21 protein-coding genes are annotated in these 19,688 nt (G+C 61.4%); 8 read left to right on the plus strand and 13 right to left on the minus strand.

Features of this window, described 5'->3' with window-relative positions:
* Positions 1-65: 65 nt before the first annotated feature.
* Entirely contained in the window at positions 66-374 is a 309-nt protein-coding gene (locus BFP93_RS29090; RefSeq protein ID WP_065883309.1) for a transposase, read from the plus strand.
* An 8-nt stretch (positions 375-382) separates the two neighbouring features.
* Positions 383-1,213 carry an IS3 family transposase gene (locus BFP93_RS03605; protein ID WP_256095152.1) on the plus strand — a complete coding sequence of 277 codons (831 nt, stop codon included), beginning with the start codon at positions 383-385 and terminating at the stop codon, positions 1,211-1,213.
* A gap of 166 nt (positions 1,214-1,379) precedes the next feature.
* Here the strand turns inward: BFP93_RS03605 and BFP93_RS03610 are convergent, their stop codons facing one another.
* The 4 genes from BFP93_RS03610 to BFP93_RS03625 form a co-directional block, all read right to left on the minus strand.
* Complete coding sequence (locus BFP93_RS03610; RefSeq protein ID WP_065891965.1) at positions 1,380-2,234, minus strand: alpha/beta fold hydrolase; 855 nt, start codon at positions 2,232-2,234, stop codon at positions 1,380-1,382.
* Positions 2,235-2,391: 157 nt separating this feature from the next.
* Positions 2,392-3,684: an NAD(P)/FAD-dependent oxidoreductase gene (locus BFP93_RS03615; RefSeq protein ID WP_065891966.1), complete on the minus strand. Its 1,293-nt coding sequence runs from the start codon at positions 3,682-3,684 to the stop codon at positions 2,392-2,394.
* Positions 3,685-3,742: 58 nt separating this feature from the next.
* Positions 3,743-4,165: a RidA family protein gene (locus BFP93_RS03620; RefSeq protein ID WP_065891967.1), complete on the minus strand. Its 423-nt coding sequence runs from the start codon at positions 4,163-4,165 to the stop codon at positions 3,743-3,745.
* Positions 4,166-4,198: 33 nt separating this feature from the next.
* Positions 4,199-5,338 carry a tyramine oxidase subunit B gene (locus tag BFP93_RS03625; RefSeq protein ID WP_065891968.1) on the minus strand — a complete coding sequence of 380 codons (1,140 nt, stop codon included), beginning with the start codon at positions 5,336-5,338 and terminating at the stop codon, positions 4,199-4,201.
* Between the two features lie 184 nt (positions 5,339-5,522).
* Here BFP93_RS03625 and BFP93_RS03630 point away from each other — a divergent pair, with 184 nt between their 5' ends.
* The 6 genes from BFP93_RS03630 to BFP93_RS03650 all read left to right on the plus strand — a co-directional run bounded on the left by BFP93_RS03630 (position 5,523) and on the right by BFP93_RS03650 (position 9,889).
* Positions 5,523-6,347, plus strand: coding sequence for an AraC family transcriptional regulator (locus BFP93_RS03630; RefSeq protein WP_065891969.1), 825 nt, complete (start codon positions 5,523-5,525; stop codon positions 6,345-6,347).
* A 167-nt stretch (positions 6,348-6,514) separates the two neighbouring features.
* The gene (locus BFP93_RS03635) at positions 6,515-7,243 is read left to right on the plus strand and encodes a response regulator (RefSeq protein ID WP_065885633.1); all 729 of its coding nucleotides are present in this window, start codon (positions 6,515-6,517) and stop codon (positions 7,241-7,243) included.
* The gene (locus tag BFP93_RS03640; RefSeq protein ID WP_065891970.1) at positions 7,240-8,316 is read left to right on the plus strand and encodes a sensor histidine kinase; all 1,077 of its coding nucleotides are present in this window, start codon (positions 7,240-7,242) and stop codon (positions 8,314-8,316) included. The genes BFP93_RS03635 and BFP93_RS03640 overlap by 4 nt, the downstream gene beginning before the upstream one ends.
* A gap of 62 nt (positions 8,317-8,378) precedes the next feature.
* Positions 8,379-8,588, plus strand: coding sequence for a hypothetical protein (locus BFP93_RS27020; protein WP_083203298.1), 210 nt, complete (start codon positions 8,379-8,381; stop codon positions 8,586-8,588).
* Between the two features lie 102 nt (positions 8,589-8,690).
* The gene (locus BFP93_RS03645; protein ID WP_240997021.1) at positions 8,691-8,993 is read left to right on the plus strand and encodes a hypothetical protein; all 303 of its coding nucleotides are present in this window, start codon (positions 8,691-8,693) and stop codon (positions 8,991-8,993) included.
* A complete protein-coding gene (locus tag BFP93_RS03650; protein ID WP_065885630.1) occupies positions 8,981-9,889 on the plus strand; it encodes an ABC transporter six-transmembrane domain-containing protein in 909 nt (302 codons plus the stop codon). Before BFP93_RS03645 ends, BFP93_RS03650 begins: the two co-directional genes overlap by 13 nt.
* A 1-nt stretch (position 9,890) precedes the next feature.
* Here BFP93_RS03650 and BFP93_RS03655 read toward each other — a convergent pair whose 3' ends face one another.
* From BFP93_RS03655 to BFP93_RS03695, 9 genes are all read right to left on the minus strand, one after another.
* Positions 9,891-10,832, minus strand: coding sequence for a helix-turn-helix domain-containing protein (locus BFP93_RS03655; protein ID WP_065891972.1), 942 nt, complete (start codon positions 10,830-10,832; stop codon positions 9,891-9,893).
* A gap of 74 nt (positions 10,833-10,906) precedes the next feature.
* Positions 10,907-11,686 (minus strand): 2-keto-4-pentenoate hydratase, encoded by a 780-nt coding sequence (locus BFP93_RS03660; protein ID WP_065891973.1) that lies wholly within the window; start codon positions 11,684-11,686, stop codon positions 10,907-10,909.
* Positions 11,683-13,290 (minus strand): bifunctional 3-(3-hydroxy-phenyl)propionate/3-hydroxycinnamic acid hydroxylase, encoded by a 1,608-nt coding sequence (locus BFP93_RS03665; protein WP_065891974.1) that lies wholly within the window; start codon positions 13,288-13,290, stop codon positions 11,683-11,685. The genes BFP93_RS03660 and BFP93_RS03665 overlap by 4 nt, the downstream gene beginning before the upstream one ends.
* Positions 13,291-13,447: 157 nt before the next feature.
* Entirely contained in the window at positions 13,448-14,050 is a 603-nt protein-coding gene (locus tag BFP93_RS03670; protein ID WP_065885626.1) for an amino acid synthesis family protein, read from the minus strand.
* A gap of 15 nt (positions 14,051-14,065) precedes the next feature.
* Positions 14,066-14,524, minus strand: a complete 459-nt coding sequence (locus BFP93_RS03675) for a VOC family protein (RefSeq protein WP_065885625.1) — start codon at positions 14,522-14,524, stop codon at positions 14,066-14,068.
* An 11-nt stretch (positions 14,525-14,535) separates the two neighbouring features.
* A complete protein-coding gene (locus BFP93_RS03680) occupies positions 14,536-15,576 on the minus strand; it encodes a WD40/YVTN/BNR-like repeat-containing protein (RefSeq protein ID WP_065891975.1) in 1,041 nt (346 codons plus the stop codon).
* A 12-nt stretch (positions 15,577-15,588) separates the two neighbouring features.
* A complete protein-coding gene (locus BFP93_RS03685; RefSeq protein WP_065885621.1) occupies positions 15,589-16,383 on the minus strand; it encodes an SDR family NAD(P)-dependent oxidoreductase in 795 nt (264 codons plus the stop codon).
* A gap of 27 nt (positions 16,384-16,410) precedes the next feature.
* Positions 16,411-17,901: an aldehyde dehydrogenase family protein gene (locus BFP93_RS03690; RefSeq protein ID WP_065891976.1), complete on the minus strand. Its 1,491-nt coding sequence runs from the start codon at positions 17,899-17,901 to the stop codon at positions 16,411-16,413.
* An 11-nt stretch (positions 17,902-17,912) separates the two neighbouring features.
* The gene (locus BFP93_RS03695) at positions 17,913-19,454 is read right to left on the minus strand and encodes an acetolactate synthase large subunit (RefSeq protein ID WP_065885618.1); all 1,542 of its coding nucleotides are present in this window, start codon (positions 19,452-19,454) and stop codon (positions 17,913-17,915) included.
* Between the last annotated feature and the right edge of the window lie 234 nt (positions 19,455-19,688).

The raw sequence follows: 19,688 nt of genomic DNA on the forward strand, positions 1-19,688 counted from the left end.
TGAACTGGCCTAATGCTCCCGGACACCTCTTAAGGGCGATATGATTCGCCCAATCAGGAGGTTTCATGCAAGAGCGAAAGACCTACACCCGCGAGTTCAAGCAACGTGCTGTAAGCATGGTACTTGATGATAACTGCTCAGTTCCTGACGTCTGTGCGTCGATGGAGGTTGGCCCCACGGCTCTGCGCCGTTGGATTGAGCAGGTTCGCAAAGAGCGTCAGAAAGGGCAGCCAGTGGCAGGTACTAAGGCAATCAGCGATGAACAGCGAGAGCTTCAACAGCTGCGAGCCAAGGTCAAGCGCCTGGAGACCGAGGCTGAAATCTTAAAAAAGGCTACGGCTCTCTTGATGTCGGATCCCGATCGTTTTTCCTGATCGAGGAGCTGAGAGAGTCGAGTTCGTATCCGATCTGCCTGCTTTGCAGTGCGCTGGGCGTTTCCCGCAGCGCGTTTTATGACTGGCTTAAGCGTCGCTCAGTGCCGAATACCAAGCGTGACGCGCTCAGAGCAAAAGTTGCGCAATTGCATGACGAAAGCCGGGGAAGTGCAGGCGCGCGGATGATCTCTCAGCACTTGAAAGCCCAGCAGATCAAGGTGGGACGGCATCTGGCCGGAAAACTCATGGCGGAGGCAAATCTGGCCAGCAGACAGCGCCGCCGCCATCAGTATCGCTCTAGAGGCGTCGAAGCATTTGTGGCCAAGAATCTGCTCGAGCGTAACTTCGAGCCAACCGCAATCAATCAGGCCTGGTGCGGCGACGTTACCAGCCTGATGGTTGGTAAACGTTGGTATCACTTGGCAGCGGTCATTGATCTGTTCGCCCGCCGAATCGTTGGCTGGGCGTTTTCCCTGATCAACGACGCCAACCTGGTTAGCAAGGCGCTGAGAATGGCGGTGGAGGTTCGAGGCAAACATGCAGGCTTGATGTTTCATTCGGATCAAGGCAGCCAATACACCAGCCAGCTCTTTCAGTCCGAGCTGCTGGAGCATGGAATAACGCAAAGCATGAGCCGCAGAGGGCAATGCTGGGACAACGCGCCAACAGAGCGTTTCTTCGGGACGCTTAAATCAGAGTGGGTGCCCAATAAGGGCTACACCACAGTTGAAGAAGCCAGGCGGGATATGACCAGCTTCTTCATGCGATACAACCGAATCAGGCTCCACAGCTACAACAACTACCTGTCGCCAATAGCCATGGAGCAAAAAGCGGCATAAACACCGTAATCGGTGTCCGGGATTACTTGACCAGTTCAAGCCCCCTCCCACATTTGAGCCAGGATCGACTCAAAATCCTGGTCGGCTCTGAGGCCGCCATTGGGAGCAAGTCGAATCGTCGCACCGCCCCTCCCACATTTGGACCAGGAGCGCTGTAAATAGATACCTACGCTGACGGGGCCGGCGTCGCCAGGCTTTCAAGGAACTCAATGACCAGCCCGTTGAACACCTCGCCTTGATCGTCATGCACATAATGGCTGGCATCCGCGACTTCGGCGGTGCGCACCTGCGCATTGCAGTCGCGCATCGCCTGCAGCGTCGCCGCCGGCAGAAAGTCCGAGCGCGCGCCGCGGATAAACAGGGTCGGGCAATCCAGGGCGCGCACCGCCGGCCACAAGTCCGTCGGTTCGATGCTCAGGCGCGCCTCGGCGATGCCTTGCTGATCGTGGCGCCAAATGATCGCGCCCTCGCTCTCCTTCATCGAATGCGCCAGGCGTGACGCCAGGCCCTGCTCCGACAAGCCCGGGCGGGACGCCTGCCAGAAAGCGTGGGCGGCTTGCCAATCGTCGAACCGCAGGGGGGTCTGGTTCATCTCGCGGCGGATGCGCGCCGCACCGTCGCCCTGGCTCGACGACCCGGGGCCGATGTCTTCGATGATCAGCCCCATCAAGCGTCCCGGTGCCTGCCGTGCGTATTCAAGGGCATTGGCACCGCCCAGCGAATGGCCCAGCAACACGAAGCGCTGCAAGCCGACATCAGCGACGAAGTCCTGCAGGTCCTCGACATAGGATTGCGTGTGATAGCTCGCGGCCGGGCCCCAGTCACTCAGGCCGCGACCGCGCTGGTCGAGCGCGTAGACACAATAACCGGCACCCAAGGCCTCGACCAGCGACTCCCAGGTCTGTGCATAGGCGCGCAAGCCATGCAACAACACCAGCGGCACGCCGCTCGGATCGCCCCAACGTAGAAAATGCAAACGCAAGCCGGTGCGATTGATGAAAAAGCGGCTGTCTGGGGACATGGGTTTGCTCCGTAAGTACAGTTAAGATTTTCCTGTAGGAGCGAGCTTGCTCGCGAAAAACGTCAACGATAACGCGGGCATCCTGTATGAACGCGGTGCATTTGAGTTCTTCGCGAGCAAGCTCGCTCCTACAGTGGCATCAGGGGCCTGGGTCGACTTAGAAACGGTCGAAACGATAAGGGCTTGGATCGATGATGGGCGTGTGCCCGCTGACGATATCCGCCGCCAGGTGACCCGCCGCCGGTGAAGTACCAAAGCCGTGCCCGGAAAAACCGGTCGCCACGGTCAGCCCGGGAATCTGTGCGACCGGGCCTATTACCGGGTTGGAATCCGGAGTCACGTCGATAGTGCCTGCCCAGGTCTGGGCGATCCGGGCTTGCTCGAATACCGGCCAGGCCGCCTTGAGGTTGTTCATCGCATCATTGTTGAGCCGCGGGTTGGCGGCGGGGTCTTGCATGCGTACACGTTCGAACGGGCTGACACTGTCGGCCGACCAACGCCTGGGCAGCGCCAGGTCGTTGAAAAAATACTTGCCCAGCGACACGTTCAACACGCTGCGCTGCGCACGAAATTGCGGCATGTATTGCTTGGCAAGCAACAGGTGATCGAGGGTCAGAAAAGCGTCCAGCTTGCCTCGCTGAGTAACGATGAAACCGCCATCCTTGTGTTTGCGAAACGAAAAGTCCGGAGCGCCCACGGCAATTTCCGTCGGGCCCTCCATCGGGTGGGTACGCAACACCGAGCAGGTCAAGGCCAGGGTCGGCAATGACACCCCGAGGTTACCCAAGAAGCGCCGCGACCACATACCGCCCGCGAGCAATACCTGGTCGCAGCGGATCTCGCCTTTTTCCGTGACCACGCCACTGACTTTGCCGGCAGACATCTGCAACGTACGCACCGCACACTGCTCGATGATGACCACGCCCAGGGCCATGGCGGCCTTGGCAATCGCACTGCTGGCCAGCGTCGGCTCCGCACGCGCGTCGGACGGCGTGTAGATGCCGCCGGACCAATTGCCCGCGCCGCCCGGCACCAACTGTTCGATCTCGCGTTTGCTCAGCATCCGAGAATCAAGGGACAGGTGGTCGACCGACTTGAGCCAGCCTTCATGCATGGCCAGCTGCGTGTCGTTGCGGGCGACGAACATGATGCCCTCTTGCCGGTAGCCCACATCCGCGCCCACTCGCTCAGGCATTTGTGCCCACAAACGGTCTGCGGCCAGGGCCAGCGGAATATCGTGCGCGTGGCGGCTGGTCTTGCGCACCCAGCCCAGGTTGCGTGAGGACTGCTCGCCGGCGATACGGCCTTTTTCCAGCACCACTACCGGAATATTGCGTTCGGCCAGCGTCAGTGCAGCCGTCAGGCCAATGATGCCGCCGCCGATAATGACGACGCTGGTCGCAGTGGGAAACTCGGTGGACGTATTCACGGGCGCAATCGTCGGGGCCATGATCAAGACTCGATAAGCAATAGAGGTCGGCCGCGCACACGCACGGCCGCATAACGGGTTACTGCGACAGGCGAATGACTTCGACTTGCGCCTTGGAAGCGTTGCGATAAGCCGTCACTTCCAGTTCCACCTTGTAGACCGTCGAGCCCAGCGGCGGGCACGTGACGGTGCTGGCCGGGTCGACGCCGCGAAACTTCTCGCCGATCAAGGCCATTACCGCCGGCACATCCTTGGGGTCCTGGATGAACACCCGCGAGCACACCACATCGGCCAGGCTGGCATCGACTGCCTTCAAGGCCGATTCGATGTTGGCGAACACCTGGTGCGTCTGCTCGAGGATGTCTTCGGGGATCAGCTTGGTTTGCGGGTTGCGGCCGGCGGTGTTGGACACATAGATCCAGTTGTCCACCACCACCAGGCGCGAATAGCTGGCCTGGTCTTCAAACGGGGAACCGGTCTTGAGCTTGATGATTTTTGTCATGTCGAAGGTCTCGTCAGTTGTAAAGGGAATGGCTCAGCGCAGCTCCGGGGTTTCCCACAGATTCAACTTCACGCCGATGCCTCTTTCGATCGCATTGCGGTACACCACCGTGCCCCAGGCCACGTCTTCGACCGGCATGCCGCCGACCGACATGATGATGATTTCTTCATCGTTGCGGCGGCCCTGGGCATCGCCGGCGATGATCTTGCCGATGTCTTCAAGCTCCTCGAGCTGCATCTTGCCTTCGGCGATCATGTCCATGAACCGCACGCCAATCACCGGCACGTTGTGGTGCGCAGGCTTGGGCAGTTCTTCGAACCAGGCTTCGTAAAGGCCAGTGTTGTCCAGCACCTTGCGCACGTCGGCGCGCTCCATGCCTTCGTCCAGCGAACAGGCCGCCGGCATCGCCATGAAGCAACCCGGCTTGACCCACTCGCGCTTCACAATTGGGTACTTTGAGGGGTCGCCCGTCTCACCGGAGCTACAATAAGTAACAAGGTCGGAATCACGGACCACCTCTTCGAGGCTGTCGACCACTTTAATCGTGGTGATCTGCGGGTAGGTGTCCTTCACCCAGGCAAGAAAATCATTCAGGCTCTTCTCGCCACGGCCCTTGATTTTCAAGGTATCGATTAACGGGCAAACGGCGATGAATGCGGCGAGCGTGGTCTTGCCCATCACGCCCGGGCCGAGCAGGCCGACCACTTTCGAGTCCTTGCGCGCCAGGTGGCGTGCACCCACACCGGGGATCGCACCGGTGCGATAGGCCGACAGCAGGTTGGCGGACATATGCGCCAACGGTGCTCCGGTGTCGGGGTCGTTGAGGGTGAACATCAGGATCGAGCGGGGCAGGCCCTTGTCGCGGTTGGCAATATTGGAGCCGTACCATTTGACGCCTGCGGTGCAGAAACTGCCGCCCAGGTAGGCCGGCATCGCCATCATGCGCCGGTCAGCGGTGGGCTTGGGCATGTTCGGGAACGGCGATTCCTTCGGGAATATCACCATTGCGCCGTGGGAATCGTTGTTCGGGCCAGCCATGCGATAGTCGCCGCTATACAGCAGCGCGAACATCTCTTCCATGGTGTTCACACAGGCGAGCATGTCGGTCACGCCGGCGCGGATCATGTCCTGCTCGGACAAGTAGATGAAGTCTATTTTTGTAGTAATGGACATAATTATTCTCGGACTGAAGGTGATATCACCGCGGTAGGCGCGGCTCCACGCTATCGACCTTGAGTATCAGCGGGCGAACTGGGGCGGTATTGTAAATTTCGGACATCGACATCTATTCCGCGCGCAGGAATTGGCGCGATAAATGCGTGAATATTCGCGCATAACACCATTTAAAGGTCCGGTCATGGTCAACCTGTGTGCGCCGCTGAAGCACCACACTGCATACGAACAACCCTGGTTCGTACTCAATTCATCGCGCTATTCGGTAATGCCTTCGGATCACCCGGCGATCTCGCATTTTTACGCCTTCGACGTTGCCCACTCGGCCGACCTGCTGGCGGTTCCGGATGGCTGTGTGGACATCGTGTTCGACTGTGACCCCACGCGCCCCAGCGTGAGGATTTGCGGCACGCCGTTGGTGGCGCAGCGCGTGGAGTTGCTGCAGGGTCATCATTATTTTGGCGTGCGCTTTTCGCCGGGGGTGATTCCCGGCTTTATCACCGTAATGGCCGAGGACCTGACCGAACGGGAATGGGACCTGCTGGAGGTGTCTGCGTTTGCTCAGCGCATTTTCGAGAGCATCGTCCAGGCCCCGCAGTTGCAGGAGCAAATGAAGCTGTTCAACGACTATCTGATCCCGCGCCTGATGGGCAGGACCTCGAAGTTGACGGCCATGATCATTCAACAGGCGCTCGCCCATCGCGGCGACCTGCGCATCCAACAGCTGGAACACCTCAGTGGCTACACCAGCCGCACCATTCATCGTCAGTTCAGCCAGGACACGGGCCTGTCGCCCAAGACCTTCTGCCGGATCATCCGCTGCCAGGCGGCGCTGGAAACCCTCAATACCCAACACGATGTGTCGTTCTCGGAACTGGCCCTGGACCTGGGCTTTTCCGATCAGTCGCACTTCCTGCGCGACTTCAAGAAACTGGTCAGTACCACGCCCTGCGAATACCAACGCAAAATGCTGCGAAACGCCTATAACGACCGCATCTGCTTCGCCTGAATCCCTGTCCCCTGCCCTCGCCGAAAAAATTATTTAGCGCCTCCATCATTTCTCCATAAATCCTACGCTGAACGTGCATGCTGACGAGGCATCATCCTATCCGTTGCTGAACGCCTGCGCGCCGTTGCAGCATTGAGCCACCGCCCAGCACATCGACCGAGCACACCATGACTGAATCACTCCTTGCATCGAGCTCCAACCAGGCACTGGTCCTGATCGCCGAAGACGAGCCGGAAATTGCCGACATCCTCTCGGCCTACCTCAAGCGCGCCGGCTTTAAAACCGCGCATGCTCAGGACGGGCGGCGCGCGCTGGAGCTGCATCAGACGCTCAAGCCCGATCTGTTGCTGCTCGATGTGCTGATGCCCAAGCTTGACGGCTGGATGGTGCTGGCCGAAGTTCGTCATCGCGGTAACACGCCCGTGATCATGCTGACGGCCCAGGATCAGGACATGGACAAGCTCATGGGGCTGCGCATAGGCGCCGATGACTACATCGTCAAACCCTTCAACCCGGCGGAAGTCATCGCCAGGGTCCAGGCCGTGCTGCGTCGATGCGCCGACCAGGGGCATGGCGGTGGCCACAGTGTGCTGCGCGTCGACCCCTTCGAGATCGACATCGACAACCATGAGGTGAGCGTGCGCATCGGCACGCGAAAACAGCCGTTGCAGCTGACGGTGACCGAATTCAGGTTGCTCGCGCAGTTGGCAAAGTCGCCGCGTCGCGTGTTCAGCCGAGCCGAACTGCTGGTGCTCTGCTCCCCCGAGAGCGACAGCCTGGAGCGCACGGTCGACAGCCATATCAGCAAGCTGCGCCGCAAGATCGAAGACCTCGGCCTGCGCGGCGTACCGACCAGCATCCGTGGCGTCGGTTACCGCTTCGGGAGCCAGGCATGAACGTCGGCAGCGGCATGAGCCGCCAGATCATCTTGTCGATGACCGCCGTGGTGCTCTGCGTCATCGCACTCGCGGTCGTCGGTACCTACGTGTTCTATTCGTTGCTGTGGGCGCTGTCGCCGCCGACGCAGTTGGAGCTGGAGTCGGATGAATGGCTGCCCAGCGGCGTGGAATGGGCCTGGATGGGCTTGATCACCTGCGTCAGCCTGGGCGTCGGCGTGGCGGTGGCCGTCAAATTGGCCCGACGCATTCTCATGCCGCTGAACTCGGTGGCGGCCAGTCTGCGCAGCCTGGCTGACGGCGATCTGGATGCACGGGCAGTGGCGCCCGACGTTTCTCCGGGCGAAGCCGCCCGGCTGGTGAATGACTTCAATAGCATGGCGAACCGATTGAAACGCATGGCCGAAGAACAAGCCTTCTGGAACGCCGCGATTGGCCATGAACTGCGCACCCCGCTGACCATCCTGCGTGGCCGTTTGCAGGGGTTGGCCGAGGGCGTATTCGAGCCGGACACCGCGCAGTTCTACAGCCTGCTGAGCCAGGTCGAAGGCTTGACCCGCATGGTCGAAGACTTACGTGTCGTGGGCATGGGGGATAACGGCTACCTGAAACTTGAAATCCGGCAAGTCGAGTTGTCCGATGCGCTGGAGGCCGAAGCGCGGTTGTTCGAACCCAGCCTGAACGCTGCCGGGTTCGTGCTGCTGCTGGACCTGCGCAAAGGCCCCGTGAACTGCGACCCTGCCCGCATTCGCCAGGCATTGCTCGCGCTGCTGGACAACGTGCGCCGGCATGCCACGCCGGGCAAGGTCAGCGTCCAGCTCGGCAGTGACGAACGCGGTCATTTCCTCAGGGTTGCGGATGAGGGGCCGGGTGTCGCCGAACCGTTCGCCGAGCTTATTTTCGATGCGTTTCAACGCGGCGACAGTTCGCGTTCCCGTGCCCAGGGCGGCAGTGGCCTTGGCCTTGCCGTGGTGCGTTCGATTGCACTGGCCCATGGCGGCGCCGTGGCCTGTCGAACACTTGTACATGGCGGCACGTTATTTGAACTCAGTTGGCCAACGGCACCCATTTGACTATCCAATCCTGACAACCGTAGAGCGAGGTTTGCTTTATCAGCACTCACCAAGGTGATGGCATGCGCCTGTGTATTTCCCTATTCAAAAGAGCAACTAAATATCGCCACTTTGCCTTACTGGACATACACGGACGTTGTATCGCTTTCATGAGTTGCGAAGGAGTACCAAGCCCGGGTGACTGGGTGGAAGTCGAAGCAGTCAATCTCGCCTGGCTCAATAAAACGCTGCCTGAACTGGAACGCCAGGCAGCGAATAACCGCACTGTGTAACGCCTGGCTCCCTTGTTTAACGCTCTAGCGTGGATAACTGTTATGCCTACAATGCATTCAGCTCGCAACACTATTACCCTTAAACAACTGGAAGCATCATTGATGCTCTATACGTTCAAACTCAGAAAGTTGCAGCGTTTCTGGATTCCATTGCAGCGGCATGCGCCCTCGTGTGTCCTGGCGCTGTGGCTGGTGGGCGTCTGTGCGTCGTTGATCACTCAGTCCTATTATCACTGGCTGTTGATGGCGCCGGCCATTTGCATCCTGATCACCCTGGAAATCATTATCGAAGAAGTCCAGACCGATCTGTTGTTGATGACCGATGAAGCGCGTTATCGCCTGGGCATCTCCCGCGACGATGATCAACGCGCAACGCGCGCCACAGGTGCACCATGGCATCCGTAACACCGCCGATTCTGCTCGAAGAAAGTAAAAAGCTGGGGCAGCAATCCGCCAGCCAGACGCTCAAGGCCATCGCCCGGGCCTACCCCGGTAAATTGTTCGGCACCTTGTCGCTTGTCGCACTGGAAAATGCGCTGTTGCTGGCCTACCCGCTGTTCGCCGGGTTTGCCGTGGACTCGATCATCCGCGGCGATGCCGCCAGTGCATTGTGGTATGCCGCCGTGGTCCTTGGCTTCTGGGTAGTCGGCGCGGCGCGGCGGGCGCTGGACACGCGGACCTTTACGCGCATCTACGCCGACCTTGCAGTGCCGGTGATTCTCAACCAGCGCCTGCAGCGCCACAGCACCTCCAAGGCGGCGGCGCGGGTCGTGCTGGCACGGGACTTCGTCGACTTTTTTGAAAAGCACGTGCCGACAATCGCCACCGCGCTGGTGTCAATCGTCGGGGCGGCGGGCATGCTGCTGGTGATCGAGCCCTGGGTCGGCCTGGCCTGTCTGCTGGCGCTGCTGCTGTGCGTCACGCTCATGCCGGGTTTTGCGCGACGCAATCAACGCCTGCATGAACGCCTGAACAATCGACTGGAAAAGGAAATCGGCCTGGTGGAAACGGTCGGTGCGCACACCTTGCACCGCCACTATCAGGTGCTGTCGCGGCTGCGCATCTGGCTATCGGATCGTGAAGCCGTGGCTTTCCTGTCCATCGGCATTCTGGCGGCGCTGCTGTTCGTGGTCGCGATCACCCAACTGGCCTTGGCGCCGGCGGTGAAAGCCGGGCATATCTATGCGGTGATGACCTACCTGTGGACCTTCGTCAGTTGCCTGGATGAAGCCCCCTCGATGATCGACCAACTGGCGCGGCTCAAGGATATCGGCAAGCGCGTGGACCCAGGCCTGGCGTGATTCAGCGCGGTGACCTGCGCGTTTCGGAGGGCGATTCACCGAACAGCTCGCGGTAATGCGTGGCGAAATGGCTCAGGTGAAAAAAGCCCATGGCCACGGCGATATCTCCGACGTTTTTCTGGCTCGGGCAGGTTTCGATCAGGCGTCGCCTGACCGCGTTGAGGCGCAAATTGCGCAAGTATTCAACCGGCCGCATGCCGGTTACCGCCTGAAAACTGTTCTGCAGCGTCCTGCGACTGACACGCAACTGCTCGCACAGGTCCAGGATGCTCAACGGGGTATCGCCACTGGCGATGATCAATTCCTGGCTGCGCCTGACCAGATAGGCGCTGACGGCAAAATTGCCACGCCGGCAACGGACTTCATCGCTGGCGTGATTGAACAGGTCGAGGAACGCACCAAGCAGCTCGTCTTCGAGGATTTTTTCCGACGCCGGGCTGATGGCGTCCGCGTGTTGCAGAAAGTGACGAAACAAGGGGTGAATGCGCTGACGAATGCGCAGCAGTAACGTTTCATCCACGTTAAGCGCGGGCACGCTGGTCAAACGCTTGAGTTGCTCATTGGATAACTCGAAGGCCGCCAGCTTGGCGAAACGCACGGCATCGACGTTGAACGCGAAAAAATGCGTGCCTTCCGGCGCATGCAATACGAACTCTTCGGCATCACGCAGCAGCACTACGCTTTGCGCACTTACCCGCTGCCCCTGGACCACCGGAGGGTTGCCCAGTGACATGGCTGCGCACAAGCGGCCCTGGGGCGAGCGGCCATGCTGCACCACGCGCTTGTCCAGCACCTCCTGGAAGATCTGGAAGCGATCGCCGGACAGCTGCCGCAGCTCACTGGTCAGGCAGCCACGACCGAGCTGGTCATACACCTGCTGCCAGCCATGGATCGAGCCGGCGTGCTGTTGGGAGTCATTGAAGGTTCGGACTTCAGCGAGCATATTCGTCACTCCTCGGCCGCCGGGTTATTGCTATTGGCCCGAAGGGGCTCAGTCGTCCGTGACATTGGTTGGCGTTAGACAGGCACAACGCCCGCCTGGAAAACCAAAGCCAGTTCCGTGCCAAGCATGTGCAGATGATAAGTGCCCGGTTGAATATCCATCGGCGCCAGTAGCGCACCGGAGAGCACCACCTGCCCGGCCTCCACGCGATGACCATCGGCCAGCAGGCGTCGCACCAGCCAGCACAGGTTGAACAGGGGCGTGTCTTCTCGGTCCAGGGTATCGCCGCTCCCCAGATACACACCCTCATGTTCCAGGTGATACGCCACGCAGGCATGCCGCACAGGGTCGAACGGCACATGCGGTCCTACACAGTAAAGTGCGGCGGCGGCGTTATCGGCCAGGAACGCGCCAAGCCCGAAACGCCAGCCTTGCCAGCGGCAGTCGGCGATTTCGAACGCCGGCGCCACTTGGGCGATGGCCGCAAGAATCTCCTCATCCGCGTAGTCGCCCGGTTCCAGCGCGCGCCCGAAGACGAACGCCAGTTCGATCTCAAGCTTGGGCTGGATCAACCGCCCAAGTGACACCGCACTGCCCGGCTCGACCTGCATGACCGTGGTGAGGCCGCCGTACACCGGTTCGTCGAGGCCGAAGCGTGCTTGCGCCGCACGGCCGGCAAAGGCGACCTTCCAGCCGCTCAACCGCTCGCCGCCGGCCTGGCGCCGCACGAGCCCCTGGCGCTGCAGACCGTAGCCTTCCAGCCGGTCCAGCGCTTCGGGCGCCAAAGGAGCAATGGGCTGGACGCTGCGCAAGGCCTCGTCCAGTTCAACGAGCAACGCGTTGGCGCCGCTCATGACAGTTGCTCCGCCAGCTTGCGCAGTACCCCATCAAGCCGCTCCGGGGTGGTAATCGCCGCGACAAAACGGTCCGGACGCACCACCACGATGCAGTCGCGCACCTTGGAGAACCATTCGCCCAAGCGGTTATCCACGTCCTCCACACTCACGGCGTCATTGGCCGTCAGCGGCTGGTTACGCCCCACGCCGCTGCGCGACCGATTGACCTGGATGAAACGCGTGCCCCAACGAGCCCAATACTCGGCCATCGGTTCGCTGAGGTGTGCGCGCGGGTTCACTCGATAACCCAGCACGGCATAGCCGTTGCCGAGGACTTCGTCCAGGCGCCGGCGCTGGCCCTGGGCGTCCTCGATATTGGGCTGGATGAACAGTTGCCCGACCAGGTCATCCTCACGCAATTCGGCCCGCTCGTGATAGACCAGCCCCTTGGTGATGGTCGCCTTGGGTTTGAATTTGAACTCCAGCAAGTGCGAGCGCAGATTGTCGACGCTGTTGACGGCCTGGAACAGCCAGTCGCGCACGCCGGCCATCAGCGGGTTGGTCAAGCCAAGGACAGCGCCCATATTGTCGGCCAGGGCGACCAGTTCGGTGGCGTGGCCACGTCGCTCCTGGTCGTAACTGGCCAGGATCGATGGCGCCGCCCGGCCCTGGATGATCGCGGCGAGCTTCCAGGCCACGTTGGCCACGTCGCGCAGGCCGGAATTGAGGCCTTGCCCGGCCCAGGGCGGGGAAATATGCGCCGCATCACCCACCAGTGCCACACGCCCTTCGACAAAGCGCGCAGCGACGCGCGAGTGGTGCGTATAGGCACGAATACGAATGACGTTGAGTTGGTCGACGGCGTCGCCGATATGCCCGTGGATCAGCTTGCGAATCGTCGCCTCTTCGCACATTTTCGCTTCGTCCTCGCCTTCCATCAGCATGAACTCCCAGCGCCGCTGCTGGTAAGGCAAGTAGATGCACACGAAGGGCCGCTGCGGATCGGCATGCAGGGCTGTATAAGGTGCGTCCAGCGTGTCGTTGGCGGTATCGACCACCACCCATTTGCGTGGATGGGTCAACCCCAGCAGTTCAATGCCAAGCTTTTTACGCACCGTGGAGCGGCCGCCGTCGGCGCCGATCGCATAGTCGGCCTGGAGCTGGTAGAGCTCGCCGTCGGCGCCGCGCACCTGCAGCGTCACGCCCTGCCCGTCCTGCTCAAGTTCAAGCAGTTCATGCCCCTGGCGCAACTCGACACTGGTGTGCTGCCCAAGGTTTTCGCGCAAGGTGCCTTCGAGCAGTTGCTGCATGAAAATATTGCGCATCGGCCAGCCGTATTGCGCAGCACTTGGCTTGACCTCGGCAAAACACACACCGCGCGCGTTGTAGTAGCGCAGCGGCACATCGCAAATCATGTCGCGTACCGCCAGTTCGGCGATACCGATGCCCTGCAACACACGCAATGCCTCATCGTCCATGCCCACGGCACGCGGATAAGGCAGTATGCCATCGGCCAGCTCAAGGACGATGCAGTCGATACCGTACATTCCCATGTAGTGCGCGGCCGTAATGCCGTTGGGGCCACCGCCCACGATGACAACCTGGGTTTTCTCCTGCTTCATCGCTATTCACCGCTTTCTTGTTGTGGTTTGGGTCCGGCACCGCGTAGGAGCGAGCTTGCTCGCGAAAAACTTCAACGATAACGCGTTCTTGCTGAGCGAACGCGGCGCCTGTGGGTTCTTCGCGAGCAAGCTCGCTCCTACAATTGCTGTGCTTTTATCAGTGCAAGCCGTCAAGGCCCTTTACATCTTCTACTTTCAGCCCGCCCAAGCGTGCATGCAGACGTCCACGCGTGGCGAAAGCCCAGATCACGACGAGCTCATCCGGCGAGGGGCCGTCGCCGAATGTCACCGAGAACGTGTCGTAGTGCGAACGCACGTAAAGTGCATCCTTGTGCGCCAGCGGCACGTCGATGGTCGAACCCGGGCCGCCACGCTTGCCGGTGGACGGCACCCACGACTTGCCACCGCCCAGGGCAACGCGGATCGGGTCGGCGGCCGGGTTGGTGAGGAACGCGTTGCCGTGCTCGTACTCACCCGCGCTACCTACCAGGATAGCCTTGCCGTAGCTTTCGATCTTGCGGGCACCGGCCAGGGCCTGAATGCGCCGGCCGAACTCTTCGCCCAGCAGCGGCGACGGCTCGATCAATTGCGCAAGGTCTTCACTGTAACGGCCGGCGTACGGGTTGGCGATCACGGCGGCCACGGCGTATTTGAACACCGGTTCGCCATCGGCCAACTGGCCACTTTCGTTAGCCAGGGTTTCTTCGACGAAGCTGTACCATTTGCGGATGTGATAGCTGGCGAAATTCGCGGTTTTCATCAGGTGAACCTCGGTTCAAATCGGGTCAAGGGGATCAAGCGTGATGTTGCGACTCGGCGCGCGGGCGGCCTTGAAGCGGGCCTTGCCGCACGCATCGTCATGCTCGGTCTCGAGAAAGAATTCCATGCGATTGCAATCGGGGTCGTTGAAATACAGGCCGTTGCCGATTTCATGATCGGTAATTTTCACCACCTCCACCCCCTTCTTCAGCAACATGCCGTAGAGCTGGCGCAAGGTGGTCATGTCACCTTCGATTTCCAATCCGTAGTGCTGCAGGCCCAGGCCGCCCTGGTGGGCGCCCGGTTCTGCACGAATCAAGGCGATGTCGTGATGCTTGGTGCCAAATGCCATCATGACCCAACTTTCGCCCCGGGCACTTTCGTGCATGCCCAGGATGTCGGCGTACCACAGTGCCGACACATCAGGATCACTCACAAATAGCGATAAGTGAGTCCGAAGGATTTTGACTTTCATCACTGATTACCTCAGTTCTTCTTGACGATGGATTGATGCCCGGCCTTGATCTGCGCCACGGCAGGCGTCCAGAGCACATCTGCGATCTCGCTGAATTCGCGCCAGTGCTTCTGCCAGCTATCGCCACCATTGTCGGAGGTGAACAAATGCCCATACTTGGTGCCCGCCACGATCTGGCGCGGGTTGGCTGGGTTGAAGGCAATCGCCCAAACGCAGGAGTTGGGTTGTTGCGGCAGGGGCAGCACGGTCCACGTGAGTGCAGCGTCACGGGATAGCAGGATCTTGCTGGTGGTGCCCGGCGTACCATCGGAAATACTCAGGTACAGCTCGTTTTCCGTGCCCAGCGGCGCGTTCATGGCGCGCAGGTAATACAGGCCGAAGGCTTCGCGACCGACAATGCCGGTCCAGGTCAGCCCCTCGTCCAGGCTGCGGTAAACCGCATTGACGCAAACCACCACGATGACTTTTTCACCGTGATTGGGCAGTACCACAATGTTGTGGATGTCCGAGTTGTAGTCCCACAGCAGCCGGTCGTCGACGCGGGTCCAGCTGTCACCGCCGTCACGGGAGTGAAACAGCCCACCCTCTTCCAGGCCGAACCACAGTTGGTTGCGGTCGGTGGGGTCATAGGCGAAGGCCAGCAAGCGGGGACGGCTGACGCCGTCGCAGAACTCCGGGATCTCCACCGGAGCGCGATCCCAGCTCAGGCCACCGTCCAGGGTGCGCCACAACACGGCACGCGACGGCGCGCCGGTGCCGACGAAAATCCGCTGGGCGTCCTGTGGGTCGACCGCTACCTTCCACACGGTCTGCCCGTTGAACGGCGAATCGATGCGCTGCCAATGCCCGCCGGTGTCCTGGCTGACACACAAGCCCACGTCGGTACCGGCGTAGATCCGCTCCGGCGTGTCGGGATGCACACTCAGGGACCGGGTGATTGCATCGAACTCAAGGTCCTGCCCCAGGCCCAGGCGGTGCCAGGTCTTGCCATCGTCGGCGCTGCGAATCACCGCTTGCCCGACAGTGGCGACCAAAAGGGTTCCGTTACTCATCTCTGATACTCCTCAGATATAGATGCCGCGCGTCAAACCACCGTCGATGCCGATGGACTCACCGGTTACCGCGCCGGCCTTCGGCGACGCCAGGAAGCCGATCAACCAGCCCATTTCAATCGGCGCCAGGGTGCGGCGAATCGGCGTTGCGTCGATGTAGGCCTGCTCGACCTGTTCCGCGGTCTTGCCCTGCTTGACCGCTTCGCGGTCGTACAGCTCCTGGATATGCGGGGTATCCACCACGCCTGGGTGAATCAGGTTGACCGTGATGCCCGACGGGCCGAGCTGGTCGGACAGGGTTTTGGTCATGTGGGCAATCGCCAGGTTGCGCATGCCCGACAGCACTTTGCTGCTGCGCCCGGTGAGCCCGCCGATGTTGATGATGCGACCGAAGCCGGCCGCCTTCATGTGCGGGGTCACGGCCTTGGCGCAGCGGAAGTAGCCGATCACCTTGGTGTTGAGGTCCGACAGCAACTCATCGTCGCCAGCGTGTTCGATGTCATTGCGCACCACGCCCGATGGCGCGGCAGCACCGTTGACCAGGATGTCGATACGGCCGAAATGCTTGTACGCCGCATCGACCATCTCGGACACGGCCTTCATGTCATTGGTGTCACAGAACAGCGGCAGCACTTCATTGCCGGTCTGTGCCGTGATCTCTTCGGCGGCCAGTTGCAGGAACGCCATGCGCCGCGCGCAGATCACCACCTTGCAGCCTTCCTCGGAGAGAAAGCGTGCGACTTCCTTGCCGATACCCATGCCACCACCGGTGACGATTGCCACGCGGCCTTTCAATTCCAGATCCATTGCCATTTCCTCTTGTGATTATTCGATTCAGGCCAGATCGACGAAGACGCTTTTGGTTTCGGTGTAGGCGTCAATCACGTTCTTGCCCATTTCCCGGCCCCAGCCGGACTGCTTGTAACCGCCGAACGGCGACGCCGGATCGACCACGTTCCAACAGTTGATCCACACCGAGCCGGCCTTGAGCTGCGCGGCCACGCGGTGCGCCGAACGCAGGTCACGGGTCCACAGGCCGGCGGCGAGGCCATAGGGCGAGTCGTTGGCGCGCAGCACCAGGTCGTCGATCTCGCTCCAGCTCATCACGGTCAGCACCGGGCCGAAGATTTCTTCGCGGGCCACGCAGGCCCGCTCGGCACGGTCCAGGAACACGCTGGGTTCAATGAAGTGACCGCGCTCAAGGTGCTCAGGACGGCCACCGCCGCAGATCAGTTGGGCGCCCTCTTCCTGGCCCCGCTGCAGGTAGCCCTTGACCGTGTTCAACTGCCGGCCGGATACCAGCGGGCCCATGCTGTTGGCCGGGTCCAGGCCATTGCCGAGCACATAGGCGGCGGCGTGGCGCTGCAGTTCTTCAAGCACCTGGTCGAGCACACTGTCGTGCACATACAGGCGCGAGCCGGCCGTACACACCTGGCCCTGGTTGTAGAAAATCCCGTCGGCCGCCCCCTTGGCGGCGCGTACGATGTCGGCGTCGGGCAGGATGATGTTCGGTGACTTGCCGCCCAGCTCCAGCGAAACCTTTTTCATGTTGCCGGTGGCCGCCTGGGCGATCAGCCGCCCGACCTGGGTCGAGCCGGTAAAGGCGATCTTGTCCACGTCCGGGTGCTGTGCCAGCGGTGCGCCGGTGTCGGCGCCCAGGCCGGTGATCAGGTTGACCACGCCGGCGGGGAAACCGGCGGCCTCGATCAGTTGCACCAGGCGAATCGCCACCAACGGCGTCTGCTCGGCGGGCTTGAGCACCGCCACGCAACCGGTGGCCAGCGCCGGGCCGAGCTTCCACACGCACATGGTCAACGGGAAGTTCCACGGCACGATCAACGCGCAGACACCGACCGGTTCACGCAACGTGTAGTTGAGCATCGGCGCGCCGCTGGCCGGCGAGACGGGCAGCGTGCTGCCTTCGATCTTGCTGGGCCAGCCGGCGAAGTAGCGAATGATGTTGGCCGCGCTGGCCGCTTCACCCCGTGCGTTGGCGATCGGCTTGCCGTTCTCCAGGGTGATCAGTTGCGCCAGCTCCTCGCGGTGCTGGTCCAACAGATCGGCGAGGCGAAACAGCAACAGGCCGCGCTGCGCCGGTGACTGGAAGGCCCAGGCGCCGGTAAACGCTGCACGGGCGGCCGCAACGGCGGCATTCACATCGCGCTCATCGCCTTGGGCGACTTCGGTCAGGGTCTGTTCAGTGGCCGGGTTTTCCACCGCAAAGCGGCGACCGCTGGCGGCGTCCTGCCAGGTACCGCCGATGAACAGGCGACCGGGCTGGTCCAGGAACGCCTGGACGGCAGGTAATAATGGGAGCTGGTTCATGGTCGACTCCTTCAAAGCGCCATTTCGATCAGGCAAGGCCCGGCATCGGCGGCGGCATTGGCCAGCGCCCGTTGCAGTTCGGCATTGGTGTGTACGGTGCAGGACGGCACGCCATAGCCTTTGGCCAGGGCCTTCCAGTCGATGCGCGGAGTGTCGAGCACGGTCAGCTTGAGCGACTGCGGGTCGAGCTCGGTCATGCCGAAACGGCGCAGTTCGTTCTGCAAGATTGCGTAGCGGTGGTTGGCGGCAATCAGGATCACCACCGGCAACTGCTCGCGGGCAATGCTCCACAGGGTCTGGATGGTGTACTGGGCGCTGCCGTCCGATTGCAGGCAGAACACCCGGTTGCCACGCTCAGCCAGGGCCGCGCCAAACCCCACCGGAATGCCCTGGCCGATCGCGCCACCGGTATTGGTCAATACACGGTGCCGCGCGGCACGGGCAGAGGCGGTGAAAAACGGATAGCCGCAGGTGCCGCCCTCGACCGAGACAATGCAGTCGTCCGGCAGCGCGGCGGCCAACACTTGTCCCACCGACTGCGGGCTCAACGCGGCCTCGCCCGGCGGCAGCTGGATGTCCTGCGGCGTCGGTATGTAGGCAGGCGCGTCCAGCGCATCGGCCAGCGCGGTCAGCGCCCCGGCCACATCGTCGCCCACTTCGGCCAGCGACAACAGACGCTCACGCTCAGCCAGTCGCGACGGGATACCTTCGTAGCCGAAATAACTGATGGGCTCCACGACACCGGCGCACACGACCTTGTCGTACTGCTCGAGGATCTCGATGGCCACTTCCGGGAAGTACGGCAGGCGATCCAGGTCGGGCAAGCCACCCCCCCGGTAGCTCAGGCGCGGGAAGGTTTCGGCAAACATACGCACGCCGGGCAGCTGCGCCAGGCGCCCCGCCGCTTCCAGGCCGGCCACCGACAAGCCCTGGTCACCGACGATGAACACCAGGCGCTGGCCGTCGCGCAGGGCCTGGGCCACGGCTTCGATGCGGTCGCCGGCAAAGCGCCGCACCGGCGCACGCAGCGGGCTGAACTGGCCGTTGTGGGTCACGGTATTGGATTGCAGGTCCATGGGCAGGATCAAGCTGGCGATCTGGCCCTTGGCTTGCCAGGCGGCGCGCATGGCTTCCTGCAAGTCTTCGCCCACACCCGACGCGGTGCGCGAGGTGCGTACCCAGCTGGACACAGTACCGGCCAGGGCCTGGATGTCGCTGGCCAAAGGCGGATCGTAATTGACGTGCCATGACGCGTGGTCGCCAATCACATTGACGATGGGCGTGTTGGCGCGCCGTGCGTTGTGCAGGTTGGCGATGCCGTTGGCAAAGCCAGGGCCCAGGTGCGTCAGGGTCATTGCCGGTTTGCCGGCGATGCGGCCGTAACCGTCCGCGGCACCGGTACACACCCCTTCGAACAACGACAACACCGGCTTGAGGGCGGGTGCACTGGCCATCGCGGCCACCAGTGGAATCTCGGTGGTTCCCGGGTTGGCGAAGCAGTACTCGATACCGCTTGCCGCTGCCGCATTCACTATCAGTTGCGCACCATTCATTGTCAGCCCTCTCACTTGAGCGTTTTCTTTGATGAGATTTATCACACATAAAACCATACAGGACAAGTATTTTTAATCATAAATCTCTTATATTGAGATTTATGCGATATTTAAATCGAGATAAGTTAATGTGATGACCTGTAGGAGCGAGCTTGCTCGCGAAAACCGTCAGCGATAACGCGTGCCTCCTGAAGGAACGCGGTGCATGTGAGTTTTTCGCGAGCAAGCTCGCTC

This window comes from Pseudomonas sp. 44 R 15 (genome assembly GCF_900004965.1).
Taxonomy (GTDB): domain Bacteria; phylum Pseudomonadota; class Gammaproteobacteria; order Pseudomonadales; family Pseudomonadaceae; genus Aquipseudomonas; species Aquipseudomonas orientalis_A.